The sequence below is a fragment of the Glaciibacter kafniensis genome (genome assembly GCF_039538945.1).
GTDB lineage: Bacteria > Actinomycetota > Actinomycetes > Actinomycetales > Microbacteriaceae > Cryobacterium > Cryobacterium kafniensis.
Window position 1 is genome coordinate 183698 of the sequence record NZ_BAABCN010000010.1, and the last position, 14973, is coordinate 198670.

Genomic DNA, 14973 nt, shown 5'->3' on the forward strand with positions numbered 1-14973 from the left:
AGCCCGGATGTCCAACCACACCAATAAGACCGCCGTCGTCACGGGCGGCGCCCGCGGCATCGGTCGCGCCTACGCCGAGCGTCTCGGCCTCGACGGCGCGAACGTCGCGATCATCGACCTCGGTGATTCCTCCGAAGCCGTCGCCGCGATTGAAGCGGCCGGCGGCCGTGCCCTCGGCGTTCAGGCCGATATCTCATCTCCGGAGGAGGTGGAGCGTGCCGCCCGCGAGGTGGAGGCCGCGTTCGGCCCCGTGCAGATTCTGATCAACAACGCCGGTATCCACCCCGACCCGCCGGTTCCGTTTCTGGAGATGACCTTCGCCCAGTGGCGTCGGATGCAGTCGATCAACATCGACTCGATGTTCCTGGTGACCCGCGCGTTTGCCCCGAAGATGACGGAGACCGGCTGGGGCCGCATCGTCAACCTGAGTTCGGCATCCGCCTGGGTGGCTGTTCCGAACGGTTCGCACTACGGCACCTCGAAAGCGGCGGTCGTGGGTCTGACCCGCGCCCTGGCCACCGAGCTGGCCGACTTCGGCATCACCGTCAACGCGATCGCGCCGAGCATGGTGCGCACGGACGGCCTGCTCAGCTTCGTCGGGGAGGACATCTTCGAGAATGTTGCCCAGACCCAGAGCGTGAAGAAGAAGATGCTGCCAGAGCACCTCGTCGGGGCCATGGTCTTCCTCGTTTCCGATGAGGCGGAAATGATGACGGCCCAGGTGCTGCACGTGGATGGCGGAACCGTTCGTGTCGGCTGAGATGGTGCTCGAGCGAGAGGCTGCGCTCACGAGTACCGTGCTGCGCAACGTCTTCTCCTGCTTTCCGAGCGGTGTGGTGTCGCTCTGCGCGCTGACCACAGACTCCGATGGAGCGCCGGCGCCGCACGGGATGGTGGCCAGCTCCTTCACCTCCGTCTCGATCGACCCGCCGCTCGTCTCGGTCTATATCGCGACCGGCTCGTCGACCTGGGACAAGCTGCGCACCGTCGATCGCATCGGAGTCAGCGTGCTCGGAGCGGAGCATTCAATACTCGGACGCCAGATGTCGGTCAAAGGTGTTGACCGCTTCGCCGGGATTGAATGGCGCACCCGCCAGAATGGTGCGGTCTTTCTCGACGGCGCGGCGGCGATGCTCGAATGCAGCGTCGAGAGCGAGTCGGAGGTGGGCGACCACGTGCTCGTCGTGCTCCGATTGCACGACGTCGAGACTGACATGAAGGTCAGGCCGCTGGTGTTTCACCACAGCCGGTTCACCCAGCTCAAGGATTCCTGACCCACACAGAACTCCACGAACGCAGCACCTCCCCACCCCCAGAAAGGACCATCACCCATGGTGATCGCTGTTACCGGCGCAAGCGGCCAGCTCGGCCGCCTCGTCATCGAGAAGCTCATCGAACGCGGGACCGACCCGGCGTTGATCGTCGGACTCGCCCGCACCACCGAGAAGGCCGCCGACCTGGCGGCGCGGGGAGTCGAGATCCGCCACGCGGACTACTCCGATCCGTCGACACTGACCAGCGCCCTGTCGGGGGTCAACCGCCTCGTGCTCGTTTCAGGCAGTGAGATCGGCCAGCGTGCGGCACAGCACCTGAACGTGATCCTGGCGGCGAAGGCAGCCGGAGTGAGCTTCATCGCGTACACCAGCCTGTTGAACGCCGATGCGTCAACGCTCGGCCTGGCGGTTGAACACCGGGCGACCTCAGCCGACCTCGAGTCGGCGGGCATTCCGTATGTAGAGCTCCGGAACGGCTGGTACACGGAGAACTACACGGGCGGGCTCGCCCCGATCTTGGCTGCCGGAACCCTGCACGGCGCTGCAGGCGACGGCCGTATCGCGTCGGCGACGCGCGCCGACTACGCCGAGGCCGCCGCCGCCGTGGTGCTCGCCGCCGACGCAGCGTCGGGCACCGTGTATGAACTCGGTGGCGACGAGCCGCACACGCTCGCCGAACTGGCCCGCGTGGTGAGCGAGGTGAGCGGCACGCCGGTGGCGTATGAGAACCTCACCGCTGACGCGCTTCGTGACCTGCAGATTGCCAACGGAGTGCCGGAAGGCTGGGCCGACTTTGCGGCGGCGACCGACACCGGTATTGCCGGCGGCGACCTCGACACCGATTCCCGCGACCTCTCGGCTCTGATCGGCCGTCCGACGACGTCGCTGGCCGACGCTGTCGCAGCGGCTCTTCGCGACTAGCCGTCAGACAGAGAAACCCCCCGGACTCCTTCGAGGCCGGGGGTTTTTGTGCGTGGCGTGCGCCGCAGTCTGACCAGGTACGGGTGCAGATATCGACCTAACCCTCCACAGAGGGGCACCCGACGAGTTACTCACGGATGTTGGGAATCCCGCGGTTGCATCTTCCCCTTTTTCTAGTCTTGAAGTATGCAGAATCTCACCGATCAGCTCCGGCAGGCCGCTGACGCGTCCGCCGACATCGGTGACGGCGCCGCCGGCTACGCAGCGCTTAACGAGCTGGACTTGCTCGAGTCTCAGAAGCAGCTCGCACGGATTCGCCGGAACTACGACACGCATGCGGCCTGGGTGGCCGGGGAGATCGCCCGGCGCTCCTCGCGGGAGCTGGGTTTCTCCGGGCTTGCCCAACGCAACGGGTTCCTCACCCCGGAAGCGTTGATCCAGTCGGAGACCGGGGGCACCCGGGCGGAGGCCGCGAAACTCGTCGCGGTCGGCACCCTGATGACCGACACCGAGGCTGCCGAAGCCGCCGCAGAACGTCGCCAAGCCGACCCCGATGCGCCGCTCACCGAGCTGCCGGAGCTCGCCGCCCCCTGGCTGGCCGTCGTCGCCGGGGCGGTGCGGGCCGGCACCCTGTCGATCGATGCGGCGGAGGCGATCCGCAAGGGTCTCGGTGACATCGACCCGGGCGTTCCGGCCGAGAAGCTCGCCGCCGCCGCACAGTTCCTGCTCGAAGAGGCCGCCACCTTGAACGCGGACCAGTTGCTCCGCCGGGCCCGCCGGCTGCGCGATCAGCTCGACGCGGACGGCATCGCCCGGCGGGAGAAGACCCAGCGCGACGCCCGCAGCTTCCGGATCTGGCGTCAGGACGATGGGATGTACCGGGTGTCGGCGTTGCTGCCGCCGGAGGACGGCCGCCTCGTCGAGTTGATCGTCGACGGCGCCACCTCGCCGCGACGCGGCGGCCCCCGGTTCGTGGATGCGGCGACGCAGGCCCGCGCCGACGCCCTCCGCGATGACGAACGCACGACCGCGCAGATCGCCGCCGACGCGATCCTCGCCCTCTTGCAGCTGGGCGCGGAGGCGGACCCGAACACGGTGTTCTTCGGCCGCCGCCCGGCCGTGCGCATCCTCGTCACCGAACACGACCTCGCGCACACCGTCCCGGATCCGGCCTTTCAGAACCTGTCCGGTCAGAACCCGGCCGGTCAGGACTTGGCGGGTCAGACACCGGTCGGTCAGGCGCTGACTCGTCCGACAGCGGCCGGACCTGCGCCGACCGCAATGCCACCGACCGGATCGACACCGACCCAAGTGTCACTGGTCGGATCGTCACAAACCGGGCCGACCGGAGCCGGGCCGACCGGAGCCTCGCCGACCGGAGCCTCGCCGACCGGAGCATCGCCGACCGGAGCGTCACTGGCCGGATCGTCACAAACCGGGTCGACCGGAGCGTCGCCGACCGGACCGGCCCCGACCTGCCTGGCCCCGCCCGGGCACGGCCAGATCGAGGGACACCCCGACCCGGTCTCGATGGACACCGTGAAACGGCTGCTCTGTTCCGGGTACACCGGCATCGAGTTCGACGACGACGGCCAATGCATCAACGTCGGACGCGACCAACGCCTCTTCACCCAACGGCAACGCACCGGTCTCGCTGCCCGCGACGGCGGCTGCCGTTGGCCCGGCTGCGACCGGCCCGCGTCCTGGTGTGAAGCACACCACATCGAACATTGGAAAGCCGAACAGGGCAAAACCGATATGGCCGACGGCATCCTGCTCTGCAAAGCCCACCACCTGCTACTCCACGACAACCACTGGCATGTGTTCCGCACCGGCGCCAACTACTGGCTCCTCCCACCCGTCCCCATCGACGCCGACCAGGCGCCGATCCCGATGCCGAGCAAGAGTCCGCTGATGCTCGAACGGTTCCCGCCGCAACACCCGACGGAGCAACCGACGAAACTCACCGGCTGAACCTCCGTTGGTCGAGCCCGTCAGACCTCCGCCGGTCGACCCTCAGACGCAACCACCGGTCTACGACTGGCTCACCGGGTCTCGACACGCTCGACCACCGGGGTGTAGATCGGCCCACCCGATCTCGACACGCTCGACCACCGAGCGAGCGATGCCGTTGGAACCGCCGACCATCGAAACTGCCTCGCAACCGAACTCGGTCGTCGGTAGCGGGCAACTCAAGCCCAGACTCCCGACCGCCAGCGAATCAGCGACAAAACGATCTGATTCCTCGTGCGGTCGGGCTCGCTTTCTAGCCGAGTGCGCCGCTCCAGGCACGGGCGAGCAGCGTGCGTAGCCCCTCTGCGGTGACCTCCCGTGGGTTCGCGTACGGGCTCGCAATGGCCGCGTCAACGGCGGTCTCCAGATCGTTCTGTGTGAGGCCGAGCTGTTTCAGCGAGGACGGGACATCCCAGTCCTGGCGCAACGTGATCAGACCGGCGACAGGATCGTCGGTGCCGAGCGCTCGCTGCAGGGCGGCGACGGCCTGTGGTGCCGCCGGCGCGTTGTATTCGAGCACGTAGGGCAGCACAATCGTGTGGGTATCGGCGTGCGGCAGATTGAAGGTGCCGCCCAGAATGTGGCACAGCTTGTGATGCAACGACATGGTGGTCGCGCCGAGACAGGAGCCGCACAACCACGCGCCGTAGAGCAGATTGGAGCGTCCGGCGAGGTCGGCCCCGTGCTTGAGCTGGGGAAGCGCCGTTGCGATAGCCCGCACGCCTTCCTCAGCCATCAGACTGATCAGGGGCGATCGATCCGGCGCCCACAGCGCTTCGACGGCATGCGCGATGGCGTTCATTCCGCTTGTGGCTGAAATGCCGAGCGGGAGTGCGAGGCTGAGCTCCGGATCGTAGATGACCTTGACGGGGAGCACGACGCGGTCACGACCGGTGGTCTTCACCCCGTTCTCGGTGATGCCCCAGACTGGAGTCATCTCGGAGCCGGCGTACGTCGTCGGCACAGCGACGGTCGGGATGCGGTGGCGCAGTGACAGCGCCTTACCTAAACCGATCGTCGAGCCGCCGCCGACCGCGACGCATCCGTCTGCTCCGACCTTTGCGACGACGGATGCGGCCTCATCGACGATCTCGATCGGCACGTGCATCGTGGCCTTGGTGAAAATCGCGCCGACCAGCGGTCCGAGCTGAGCGGCGATCTCGCCCGCCAGGCCGGCCTGCCCTGGAGTGGAAAGCACGATGACCCGGGTGAGTCCGAGCGCCTCGACCTCGGCACGAAGGCCGGAGATGGAGCCGGCCCCGAATGTGACGTCCATCGGTTGGGCTGCATAGCTGAACGCGAGCGGGTCGCTCACGCAGCGGCCTCTTCCTCGTCGGTCGCGAGCACAATGTTGACGATCGCGTGGTGGTAGGGCGATGAAAGCCCGACCGATGCGGCCTGGTCGGCATCGGTCACCGGGTGGAAGGGCACGATCAGACTCTCGCGCACCGCGAAGACCGTGTCAGAGTCGATGTACGGGCTGTCGGCGACGAACATATGGGTCGTCAGCTCGCGATAGCCGTCGGCCTGCGCAATGAAGTGCACGTGGGCGGGGCGGTAGGGATGACGGCCGGTCAGATCGAGCAGAACGCCCACCGGACCGTCATTGGGGATCGGGTAGTGGCTGGGAACGATGCTGCGGAAACGGAACTGGCCGTCGGCATCCGTTCGGAAGATTCCGCGCCCATTGCCGGCCGGCTGCACGTCGGGCTGCTGCACATCGTAAAAGCCCTCTTCGTTGCACTGCCAGACATCGATCACTGCGTTGGCGATGGGATTGTCGTCGGAGTCGGTGACGCGACCGGTGATGTAGGCGGGCTCACCGCCTGGCAGGAGATTGATGGCGTCGCCGAGCGCGCGCCGTGGAGACTCTGTCATGTGGAAGGGTCCGAGCACCGTCGCCTCTGTGGCGTGGGCGTCGTCGCTGTCATTGAGCGTCTCGACCAGCATCGAAATGCCGAGCACATCGGAGAGCAGAATGAACTCCTGACGGGTCTCGTCGCACTTCTGGCCGACAGCGGTCAGAAACTGGAGCGCGGCGTCGAGCTCCTTCTGGGTCAGTCGAAGTTCTTTCACTGCGGCATGCAGATGTGATGTGACAACCTGGAGGATCTCGCGCAGGCGCGGCTCGGTCGAAGGGGCAAAGCTGTCCAATACGGCAGCAGTCAGGTCGTCGCCGCTGAGGTCGGAGGTCATGACCGGTCCTTTCTATTCACTGAGTGCGGGGTGGTCGCGGGGCGGGCAGAAACTGCTCACGGATGAGGCGGCGCGAGAGCTTGCCGGCTGGCGTGCGAGGAAGCGGGGTCGGGCTGAGCTGAACCGAGACCGGTACGTCCTGCGCCGAGGTGCGGCCGGCCCACCAGACCCGGATATCGTCCTCCCGGATTCCGCTTCCCGGTGTGACGGAGAGCACCGCATGCGGCAACTGCCCGAGTTTTTTGTCTGGCACTCCGATGACGACGACCTCATGAACGGCCGGATGGTCGGAGAACGCGTCTTCCAAGAATGAGGGAGTGACCGTCGTGTCCCCGTACCGGATGATGTCCTCGACGCGGTCAGAGAGAAAGAGCACGCCGTCTTCGCTCGTGTGACCGAGGTCGCCGGTGCGCACAAAACCGTCAGCGGTGAGCTTGGCAGCCGTGCCCTGTGGGTCGTCCCAGTAGGAGTGCATCGTGCCGGCGGCATCCGCCGTGATCTCGCCGGTCTCGCCGGCCGGGAGCTCGTTTCCATCGGGTCCCACAATGCGGATCGCGGAGCGGACGGTGGGGCGGCCGACACTCTGCAGCAGCTCGGGCTCAGCGGCGATTCCAGCCGCAATGAGGTCGGGGGTCAATGCCGCAATCGGCACGCATTCGCTCTGGCCGTAGACGAAGGTAAGCACAGGGCCGAATCGCTCGGTCACACTGCGGATGACGCGGGAACTCAGGGGAGCGCCCGCCGAAATGATGCTACGGAGGCTGGAGAGATTGAAGCCGTCGATTCCGGTGTCATCGACGAGACCCTGCACGAGGGGTGGAAGGGCCATCAGGATGCTGGCCCGGTGCTCCTGAATCAGGCGTGCAGCAGTGGACGCCTTTCGGTCGGGCGCCACGACGATGCCGATCCCTTTGGCGAAGCAAGAGTAGAGGTACGTACTGGCGCCGCCAGCGACCGGGCCGCCCACGACGAAGAGATCTCCGGCGCCCGCCGACGGGGGAAGGAGCGTCATATTGTCGGTGGTCACGTCCAGCCAGCTACCGTGCGTCTGGACGGCGCCCTTCGGCCGGCCCGTTGTCCCGCCCGTGTAGCCGATCTGCAGGATGTCATCCTGAGTGAACGCCAATCCGGGGTCGCTGGGATCCGCCGCAGCAATCACATCGGCGTAGCGCAGGTGGGCGTCAACATCGTCGACGATGATCGCCTCGAGATGTTCGAGACTGATCAGGGCGTCACCGCATTCGGCCAGGCCAGTGGCATCGGTGATCAGCACCCTGGCCCGGCTGTTCTCCAGCATGTAGCGGTGGGATTCAGCGTCATTGCCCTGGTGGAGCGGAACACGGATGTAGCCACCGATCGCGAGGCCAGTGATCTCTTCGACTGACCGCAGAGCGTTGACTCCCAGGGTGGCCACAGTGTCGCCGCGGCGAATGCCGAGGGCAGCCAGGCCGTTCGCCAGCCGGAACGACCGTTCCAGTAGCTCACGGGAGGTGAGCGTCGTTCCTCCGAAGATTACTGCGGCGCTATCCGGCCGGTACCGGGCGAATTTTCCCACGATCTGCCCGCAGTCCATGTCACTCCTTCGTGAGACCAATTGGCGACGCCGATCGCGGCGTCGGTGTCCAACCTAGAAGCCGCTGAGTGCCTGGGCAAAGACGAACTCGGGCTCAACTCATTCGTTGCTTCGCATAAACGGGTGTCGGACCCACTCGCGCCGCCCGCGCCGCCAGGCCACATTGTGGTGTTGTGGGCGCATCCATATGATCCGCTGGATAAAACAGCGGCGACTATGTCTTTCTGTTGCGGCGGGGCAGTCGCTTAGCTTGGGCCAAACAGCACAACGGTTCGACACCCATTCGGGTGGACCTGACCGTTGGACAGCCCGACGTTGACTTGCGATAAACCCCACAGATTGAGACATGGTAATGGCGCCAGATGCACAGGCGACTTCGGTCGACAGCCTCGCTCGAGGAGTAGTCGAGCCTTCGGGCGCCGGCATCAGCATTACTAACCTGGCCAAGCGATTCGGGCCGGTCAAGGCAGTGCGGAATGCGTCCTTCGAAATTCTCCCCGGCGAGGTACACGTGCTGATGGGCGAGAACGGCTCGGGCAAGAGCACACTAGTGAAACTTCTCAGCGGTGTGCAGAGCCCCGACCGCGGCACCATCACCGTTCGCGGCACGTGCACCACCGGGTTCTCGAGCCCGCAGGCGGCCCGCGCGGCCGGGATCATCACTGTCTTTCAGGAAGTTCTCACTGCCGATACACGGTCGGTGCTTGAAAACGTCTGGGTCGGAGTTGACGGCCTGTTTCGCAACCGAGTGTCGGCACGAGCGAAGCGCGAGCGCGCCACCGAGGTGCTGCAGCAACTCCTCGGCTATGTCCCTGATCTCGGCACACCGATGCTCAATTTGTCGCTGAGCGAACGGCAAGCCTGCGTCATCGCCCGCGCCCTCGTCTCAGAGCCGCATCTGCTCATCCTGGACGAAGCCACCTCTGCTCTCGATGTCGCCACCCGCGACCGCCTGCTCACCATCATTGGCCGGCTGAGCGCTGAAGGCGTCAGCACGCTCTTCATCAGCCACCGGATGGATGAAGTCGAAATCATCGGTGATCGTGTGACGGTTCTGCGCTCCGGTGAGACGGTCGCCTCCTTTGAACGTGGAGCCTGGCAACCGCACGACCTCGTGCAGGCGATGAGCGCGATCGGACAATCCGCCGAAGACTCACGCGCACGTCGAACGAAGGGGAACAGCGCAGCTGCCCCGCTGTCGATCCAGGCCCGTGCGCTGCGTCTCACCTCAGACAGCCGGCCATTCGACGTGACCGTTCGGCGTGGAGAGGTCATCGGGCTGGCGGGCCTGGACGGTCACGGCCAGGAGGAGTTCCTGATGGCGCTGGCCGGCATCCGTCGTGCACAGGCCGGTTCGGTCACTCGCCACGACGAGGAACGCCTGGTCGACATCGACTCGAATCGGATCGCCGCTCGCAACCGAGTCGCGTACCTGCCCCGCGATCGGCGTGCCGATGCCATCTTCGGCTGGATGCCGATCCGCGACAATTTCGCGCTGCCCACCCTCGAGAAAGATGGCCGGGCCGGCTTCGTCACGGCCAAGCGAATCGATGCGCGGCTGGCGCATTGGCGAGAGGCGCTGTCCATCAAGTACGGGCACTCGTCCGACGCCATCACCACTCTGAGCGGTGGAAACCAGCAGAAGGTCATCCTGGCCCGCTGGCTCGCCGCCGGACCTCGCGTCTTGCTGCTCAACGACCCCACACGGGGCATCGACATCAACGCCAAACGCGACCTCTACAAGGTGGTTTCCAAACTGGCCGATGAAGGCATGAGCATTGTCATGCTGTCGTCAGAGATTGACGAGCATCTCGACCTGATGGACCGGGTTCTCGTTTTCCGTGAACAATCGCTGTTCGCCGAAATCGCACACAACGAGCTGACGAGAGAGAAACTCGTCGCCGCCTATTTCGGACAGGAAGAAGGTAACGCGGCATGACTACCGCATCCCTGACCGTTCCCCGCAGCTCCGGCGCCGGGACATTCTCGCTCCGAAGCTGGATCGCGAAGTACTACTTCGTGCCGGCCCTCGTCATCTCAATCGTGTTGCTCGCAATCAACCTTTGGCTTCAGCCGAACTTCAACTGGGGCCAGCAGCTGCTGATTTTCGCGCCGTTTGCGATCGTCGCCATGGCGAGCAGCTTTGCGCCGATGTCCGGTGGCGGCGGCATCGACCTGTCGATTTCCCCCGTCATGACGCTCACGAGCGCCGTCTACGTCGTCTGGTTGGCGCCGAATGGTCTCGGCGGTCTCATCGCCATCCCCATCGTGCTGGTCACGGGTGTGCTGGTCGGTCTGGTCAACGGGCTCATCGTCACACGCCTGCGCATTTCACCCATCATCGGCACGCTCTGCATGAACTTCATCATCATCGGGGTCTGCCTGAAAGTTGCTCCGCAGGCGACAGTGATCACTACAGGCTGGATGCGCGACCTCGCGGTGAACGGACTGTTCGGCATCCCCGCCGGTTTGGTGCTCATCGCGATCCCGGTCATCATCTGGTCGGCCCTGCGTCTCACGCCGTTCACTCGCACACTGCTCTGGGTCGGCAGCAACGACATCGCTGCCTTCGCCAGCGGCGTGAACGTCGGACTCGTGCGCGTCATCGCCTACTCGCTCGGCGGTCTCGTTGCGGGCATCGGCGGCATCACGCTGGTGACCCTGTCCGGCACGGTGGACGCGTCCACCGCGGCCGCCTACCTGGTGCCGGGCCTCGTCGCCATGGCCCTCGGCGGCGTGGCCGTCGAGGGAGGACGCGGCGGAATGGCCGGTCCCATATTCGGAGCAGCGATCATCTACCTCCTGCAGGGCGCACTGACTGAGGCCGGATTCGAGCAGGCCTGGCTGCAGGTCGTCTACGGTCTGCTTCTCGTCGGAGCCATCATCTTCAGCAAAAAGCTCAGCGTTGCAGGAAAGAGAGCATCATGACGACCACCTCAAACATCGTGGTCATCCCCGAGAGCACCTCGCCGGCGGCTCGGCTCTGGCGCGGCTTCGTCGCAGTACAGAAGGAATACCCGGCGTTGCAGCTCGTTGCCATCGCCGTGATTCTGCTCATCGGGGCCAACCTGCTGCCCGGTCTGCTCAACCCCAATGGCATCCGTCTCATGCTGGTGATGGCGGCGCTGACAGGTCTGGCCGCTCTCGGCCAGACACTCGTCATCATCATCGGCGGGATCGACCTCTCTATTGCGAGCGTGATCGGCGCTGCCGGACTGGCCGTGAGTCAGCTGCCCGGAAAGTACGGCATCGACTTTGGCGTGGTCTTCATCGGTGTCATCATCGGGGCAGCGCTCCTCGGTGCCGGAATCGGCTATGTCAGCCACCGTTTCGACCTGAATCCGCTCATCATCAGCTTGGGCGCCGGTGCCTTTGCCCTCGGCGTGGTCTACGTGCTCAAGGGCGGCTACTTCACGGGGACGGCTCCCAGCTGGCTCGGCTCGTTCATGTCCCCGGTCTCGACCACATTCGGCCTGCCGATTCCGCCCGTCGTGATGCTCTGGATCGTCGTCGCGATCATCATGTTCGTGCTGTTCACCTGGACGGCCAGCGGTCGCCGCCTGTCCGCAGTGGGCACCAACCGTCGTGCCGCTGACCTCTCGCTCGTCAAGAGCCGCAGGATCTGGGTCATTGTCTTCATGATCAGCGCCGTCGGATCTGCCGTGGTTGGAACCCTGCTCGCCGGTTACTCCGGGAGCGCAGACCTCACCCAGGGCAATACCTATATGTTCCAGAGCCTCGCGGCGGTTGTCGTGGGCGGAACGATGATGGGCGGCAAGGGCGACTACAACCGGACGATCACCGGCGCCCTGCTCATCACCGCCTTGAACACGGTGCTCATCGGCCTGGGATTCTCGAGCGCCGACCAACAGATTCTCTTCGGCGCCGTCATCCTCATCTCCGTGGTCGTCTACGGTCGCGAGCGCCGCCTGCGGGATCGAATCTGATCTCGCTCCTCACCGTCCGCGGCATTCCCCGCCGCGGATCAACGCAATACCTGTATCTGACCACCTGCAATGACGCAAAGGAATGGGTAACCCCACATGGCAATCAACAGCATCTCGACACGACGAATGGTGAAACGCGCCCCCGTTATCGCCCTCGCCGCCCTCTTTATCGGCACCTCGCTCGTTGGCTGTAGCGCAGCCACCGACACGCCGACCGGCTCGACCGGCGGCGGCAGCGCCGTTGCAGCAGCCACACTGGCGGACTCGGGCTGCGGCTCGCTCCCCGGTGGTATGCCGGCCGATCCGGATGGCGTTCTCGCGAACATCGCCGCCCCGGCAGCGAAGGCACTCGAAGGCATCGACTTCACCCTCAGCAAGAGTGCCTGGGCTGACACCCCCGAGAACAAAGGCCCCTGGACCATTGGTTACAGCGCGCTGCCTATCACCGGCGCCATCAACCAGGGCTACCTCGACCAGCTTCAGAAGCGATTCGACGAGGCCAAGGCCGCCGGCCTCGTCACGGGTGACTTTCAGATCAACCTGATGCCGGACCCGTCGTCGATGTCGCCCGCTCAGCAGCTGCAGGGTTACCAGTCGCTCGTGAGCAGCGGTGTGGACGGAATCCTGCTCCAGGCGTTTGCGCCGGTCGCCATGGCGACGGCGGTTGACGATGCCGGTGCGGCCGGCATTGTCACCTCGTCGTTCACGCCGATCTCGAGTTCGTACGCGGTCGCATCTGGAGTCTCCTTCTTCCAGGATGCCGGTTCCGCTGCGGCCGGTGTGCTCGGCCAGCTGGGCGGCAAGGGCAAGGTTCTGATCGTCAACGGAATCGAGGGTATCGACCCGCAGGTGCAGGGCGCCAACGGTGTGAAGGCGGCGCTGTCGGTGTGCCCCGACATCGAGGTCGTTGCTGAGATCCCCGCCATGTTCACCAACGGGACAGCCAAGACCGCGGTGCAGAACTTCCTCGCGTCGTACCCTGGCAAGATCGACGCCGTGCTCCAGATGGGCGGCATGGCGACCGGCGTCATCAACGCCTTCGAACAGGTCGGCCGCGATGTGCCGCTGGTGGGCATGAACGGTGCCAGTGCCGGCGCATTGGCGTACTGGAACGAGAACAAGGCGAGCTACTCGCCGGCCGGGGTGGCCGGAAGCCCGGCACAGCAGGCTGACGCCGCGTGGGACGTGCTCATTCGCACCCTCGCCGGAAAAGGCCCGAAGGCAAACTACATGCCGCTGATCCCGACGCTGATCACGAGCGACAATGTTGCGGACTTCGTTGTGGAAGGTGCAGACCAGAACTCAGACGCCCCAATGGGCGAGGGAGCACCGTACGTGACCCCGGAGGCGCTCGACGAATTCTTCGCCATCAGCGGTAGCCCCGAGAAATAGACGTACTCGTCACCGTGAAACGCCCCTGGCCTGTGCGGCCAGGGGCGTTTTGTCATGCACCGCAGGCTGAGTCGCCGGTGGTTGGGCTTGGTGAGACATCCGTCGGCCAGCCGGACAACGGAACCCCGACCCAAGGATCGGCTTGCCGGTCCCGCCGACTTTGACAGGTGCGGTCGAGGTGCCCCGGTGCGCCGGTCAAACTCGTCCGAAACGGTCAAGCTCGCCGCGGCCTCGATGGTGGTCTCGCTCCGTGTGGGCCGTCCTGGGTTCCACCGTCATGGTGAAACGCGTGAGGGGGCGGGGTCCTGTTGGACCCCGCCCCCTCACGCATTGTGCGATTCAGGCTTTGTCGAAGGTGACGACGACTCGGCTCGGAATGCGGAAGTTGAAGCCGGGCAACGGGGTCAGGTCGCTGGCTTCCTCATCGAGCACGAGGTTCTTCGTGCGGGCCAGGAGGCGTTCGAGGCCGACCTGGGCGTAAAGCCGGGCCAGGGGAGCGCCGGGGCAGCGGTGTTCGCCGGAGCCGAAGCTCAAGTGGTGCATCACGTTGCGACGGCCGGCATCGAACTCATATGGGTTCTCGAACTTCTCGGGATCGTGGCTTCCTGCCCCGAACGAAGTGAAGACGATTGCGCCGGCCGGCACCTCGATGCCGTCGACGACGGTGTCCTTGACACAGCTGCGAGGGTGCCACTGGAGTGGACCCTCCATGCGCACGGATTCTTCGATGACCTTGCGGAACTTGCCCGAGTCCTCGCGCAGGCTTTCCTGCAGCTCGGGCATTTGGGTGAGGTGCACGATCAGCGCAGCCACCATCGCGGCAGTGGTGTGGTACGCCGCGAGGAACATCGAGCGCACGTGCACGACCATGGCGTTCTGGTCGAACTCGCCGTCACGGGCGATCTGGTCGTGGATAACTTCACTGAGGTAATCGTCCGTCGGGTTCTCCAACCGCATGCGGCACTGTTCGAGAACGTAGTCTGAGCTCTCGTCGAGCGCCTTCTCCGTGCGCGCGATCTCCTCGGCGGTGGGTGCGGTCATGCTCAGTCGGGTCACGATGTCTGTCCAGCGCTTCACGTCGGCGGCATCCTCGCGTGGCATGCCCATGATGATGGTGAGCACTTCGAGCGGGATAGCCTCGGCGAAGGCGTCGCTCATGTTCGCGGTGCCGGCGTCGATGAAACCGTCGATGAGACGGTCGGCCACTTCGGCGATCACCGCGGGATAGCTGGCCATCCGCTCGGGGGTGAAGAGCTTGTTGGCCCAGGCGCGCTTGACGTCGTGATCCTCGCCTTCGGTGAAGGCAATCCCTTCCGGGCGGTAGCGAGTGGGAACCTCTGGGTACGGCAGGTTCAGGAGCGCGGCCATGTCGGGAAGCACATGAGAGAGGTTGGAGTCGAACTCGTCGATGTGGCTCAGGATGTGCGAGACGGCTTTCCAGCTGGTGGCCAGATAGATGGGGCGACCGTTCGGGTGCGGCTCGGCGAAACGATAGATGCCCGCCTCCTCGCGCAGCGTGTTGAAGTAGGAGGCCGGCTGCTTGCGTGTATCGGGCGGCGGCGGCCAGGCCGCGAGTTCATCGGTGCTGACCTCGAGCAGAGTGGGGGCGGGAATGGGCACGTAGACCTCCGTTGGCTTGGTGTGATTCGGGTGGTGA

Annotated in this window: 12 protein-coding genes; 8 read left to right on the forward strand and 4 right to left on the reverse strand. The window is 65.3% G+C overall.

Annotated elements, in window-relative coordinates; translation table 11 throughout:
- Window positions 1–7: 7 nt before the first annotated feature.
- The 4 genes from ABD791_RS15235 (at window position 8) to ABD791_RS15250 (ending at window position 4169) form a co-directional block, all read left to right on the forward strand.
- Window positions 8–760 carry an SDR family NAD(P)-dependent oxidoreductase gene (locus tag ABD791_RS15235; protein ID WP_345068262.1) on the forward strand — a complete coding sequence of 251 codons (753 nt, stop codon included), beginning with the start codon at window positions 8–10 and terminating at the stop codon, window positions 758–760.
- Complete coding sequence (locus ABD791_RS15240; protein WP_345068264.1) at window positions 750–1274, forward strand: flavin reductase family protein; 525 nt, start codon at window positions 750–752, stop codon at window positions 1272–1274. Before ABD791_RS15235 ends, ABD791_RS15240 begins: the two co-directional genes overlap by 11 nt.
- Before the next feature lie 57 nt (window positions 1275–1331).
- On the forward strand, window positions 1332–2195 hold the full coding sequence (locus ABD791_RS15245) for an SDR family oxidoreductase (protein ID WP_345068265.1): 864 nt from the start codon (window positions 1332–1334) through the stop codon (window positions 2193–2195).
- A 186-nt stretch (window positions 2196–2381) separates the two neighbouring features.
- On the forward strand, window positions 2382–4169 hold the full coding sequence (locus ABD791_RS15250) for an HNH endonuclease signature motif containing protein (RefSeq protein WP_345068267.1): 1788 nt from the start codon (window positions 2382–2384) through the stop codon (window positions 4167–4169).
- Between the two features lie 292 nt (window positions 4170–4461).
- On the opposite strand, the gene ABD791_RS15255 is transcribed toward ABD791_RS15250, so the two are convergent.
- The 3 genes from ABD791_RS15255 to ABD791_RS15265 are packed head-to-tail and all read right to left on the reverse strand — an operon-like array spanning window position 4462 to window position 7977.
- Window positions 4462–5523, reverse strand: coding sequence for a maleylacetate reductase (locus tag ABD791_RS15255; protein ID WP_345068269.1), 1062 nt, complete (start codon window positions 5521–5523; stop codon window positions 4462–4464).
- A complete protein-coding gene (locus tag ABD791_RS15260; RefSeq protein ID WP_345068271.1) occupies window positions 5520–6404 on the reverse strand; it encodes a dioxygenase family protein in 885 nt (294 codons plus the stop codon). Before ABD791_RS15260 ends, ABD791_RS15255 begins: the two co-directional genes overlap by 4 nt.
- A 16-nt stretch (window positions 6405–6420) precedes the next feature.
- Complete coding sequence (locus ABD791_RS15265; RefSeq protein ID WP_345068273.1) at window positions 6421–7977, reverse strand: class I adenylate-forming enzyme family protein; 1557 nt, start codon at window positions 7975–7977, stop codon at window positions 6421–6423.
- A gap of 352 nt (window positions 7978–8329) precedes the next feature.
- On the opposite strand from ABD791_RS15265, the gene ABD791_RS15270 reads away from it, so the two are divergent.
- The 4 genes from ABD791_RS15270 to ABD791_RS15285 all read left to right on the forward strand — a co-directional run bounded on the left by ABD791_RS15270 (window position 8330) and on the right by ABD791_RS15285 (window position 13316).
- Window positions 8330–9916, forward strand: a complete 1587-nt coding sequence (locus tag ABD791_RS15270; protein ID WP_345068274.1) for a sugar ABC transporter ATP-binding protein — start codon at window positions 8330–8332, stop codon at window positions 9914–9916.
- The gene (locus ABD791_RS15275) at window positions 9913–10905 is read left to right on the forward strand and encodes an ABC transporter permease (protein WP_345068276.1); all 993 of its coding nucleotides are present in this window, start codon (window positions 9913–9915) and stop codon (window positions 10903–10905) included. The genes ABD791_RS15270 and ABD791_RS15275 overlap by 4 nt, the downstream gene beginning before the upstream one ends.
- Window positions 10902–11924, forward strand: coding sequence for an ABC transporter permease (locus ABD791_RS15280; protein ID WP_345068278.1), 1023 nt, complete (start codon window positions 10902–10904; stop codon window positions 11922–11924). Before ABD791_RS15275 ends, ABD791_RS15280 begins: the two co-directional genes overlap by 4 nt.
- A gap of 96 nt (window positions 11925–12020) precedes the next feature.
- The gene (locus ABD791_RS15285; protein ID WP_345068280.1) at window positions 12021–13316 is read left to right on the forward strand and encodes a substrate-binding domain-containing protein; all 1296 of its coding nucleotides are present in this window, start codon (window positions 12021–12023) and stop codon (window positions 13314–13316) included.
- Window positions 13317–13655: 339 nt separating this feature from the next.
- On the opposite strand, the gene ABD791_RS15290 is transcribed toward ABD791_RS15285, so the two are convergent.
- Window positions 13656–14936 (reverse strand): cytochrome P450, encoded by a 1281-nt coding sequence (locus tag ABD791_RS15290; protein ID WP_345068282.1) that lies wholly within the window; start codon window positions 14934–14936, stop codon window positions 13656–13658.
- Between the last annotated feature and the right edge of the window lie 37 nt (window positions 14937–14973).

Excerpts from the sequence above, each read along its gene's own strand:
- ABD791_RS15235 (WP_345068262.1), top strand. The coding sequence starts at position 8 with ATGTCCAACCACACCAATAAGACCGCCGTCGTCACGGGCGGCGCCCGC.
- ABD791_RS15245 (WP_345068265.1), top strand. The coding sequence starts at position 1,332 with ATGGTGATCGCTGTTACCGGCGCAAGCGGCCAGCTCGGCCGCCTCGTC.
- ABD791_RS15250 (WP_345068267.1), top strand. The coding sequence starts at position 2,382 with ATGCAGAATCTCACCGATCAGCTCCGGCAGGCCGCTGACGCGTCCGCC.
- ABD791_RS15260 (WP_345068271.1), bottom strand. The coding sequence starts at position 6,404 with ATGACCTCCGACCTCAGCGGCGACGACCTGACTGCTGCCGTATTGGAC.
- ABD791_RS15265 (WP_345068273.1), bottom strand. The coding sequence starts at position 7,977 with ATGGACTGCGGGCAGATCGTGGGAAAATTCGCCCGGTACCGGCCGGAT.
- ABD791_RS15270 (WP_345068274.1), top strand. The coding sequence starts at position 8,330 with ATGGCGCCAGATGCACAGGCGACTTCGGTCGACAGCCTCGCTCGAGGA.
- ABD791_RS15275 (WP_345068276.1), top strand. The coding sequence starts at position 9,913 with ATGACTACCGCATCCCTGACCGTTCCCCGCAGCTCCGGCGCCGGGACA.
- ABD791_RS15280 (WP_345068278.1), top strand. The coding sequence starts at position 10,902 with ATGACGACCACCTCAAACATCGTGGTCATCCCCGAGAGCACCTCGCCG.
- ABD791_RS15285 (WP_345068280.1), top strand. The coding sequence starts at position 12,021 with ATGGCAATCAACAGCATCTCGACACGACGAATGGTGAAACGCGCCCCC.